Source organism: Pseudoalteromonas luteoviolacea (assembly GCF_001696455.1).
Taxonomy (GTDB): Bacteria; Pseudomonadota; Gammaproteobacteria; order Enterobacterales; family Alteromonadaceae; genus Pseudoalteromonas; species Pseudoalteromonas luteoviolacea_C.
Window position 1 is genome coordinate 1 of sequence record NZ_MAUJ01000054.1, and the last position, 447, is coordinate 447.

General features: G+C 46.5%; 1 protein-coding gene. It reads right to left on the reverse strand.

Going from position 1 to position 447, the window contains the following annotated elements; translation table 11 throughout:
- A partial coding sequence (locus A7985_RS25465; RefSeq protein WP_141685458.1) for an SdrD B-like domain-containing protein occupies window positions 1-447 on the reverse strand: 447 nt, incomplete at both ends.

The following is a 447-nucleotide window of genomic DNA, read 5'->3' on the forward strand; positions in this document are numbered from 1 at the left end:
CATTGCTGATAACACCTGCGCCACTGCCGATATAACGATTACCCGTTTGGTGATCTGAGCTTGGTGTTTGCGTGATCGTATAGCCATCCGCATTTGATTCGATTAAACCAGCAAAGCCAAATTCACCGTTTACATCTGTGGTGGTTGTAAGATCGACAACCTGACCATATTTATCCGTGCCCGAGAGTTTGATGCTGATAGTGTTAAGGGCTGAATCGTTAGGATCGATCACGCCATCTTGATCCACATCGAAGAACACTTTACCCGCTACAGTTTTATCGCCTGCTTTGGGCTTTTCAGTAAAGCGGATTACTGGTGTTGGATCTGTGCCGACAATCACTTTGGCGATATTGCTGACAACACCCACCCCGCTGCCGATATAACGATTACCTGTTTGATGCTCAGTACTTGGTGTTTGCGTGATGGTATAGCCATCCGCGTTTGATT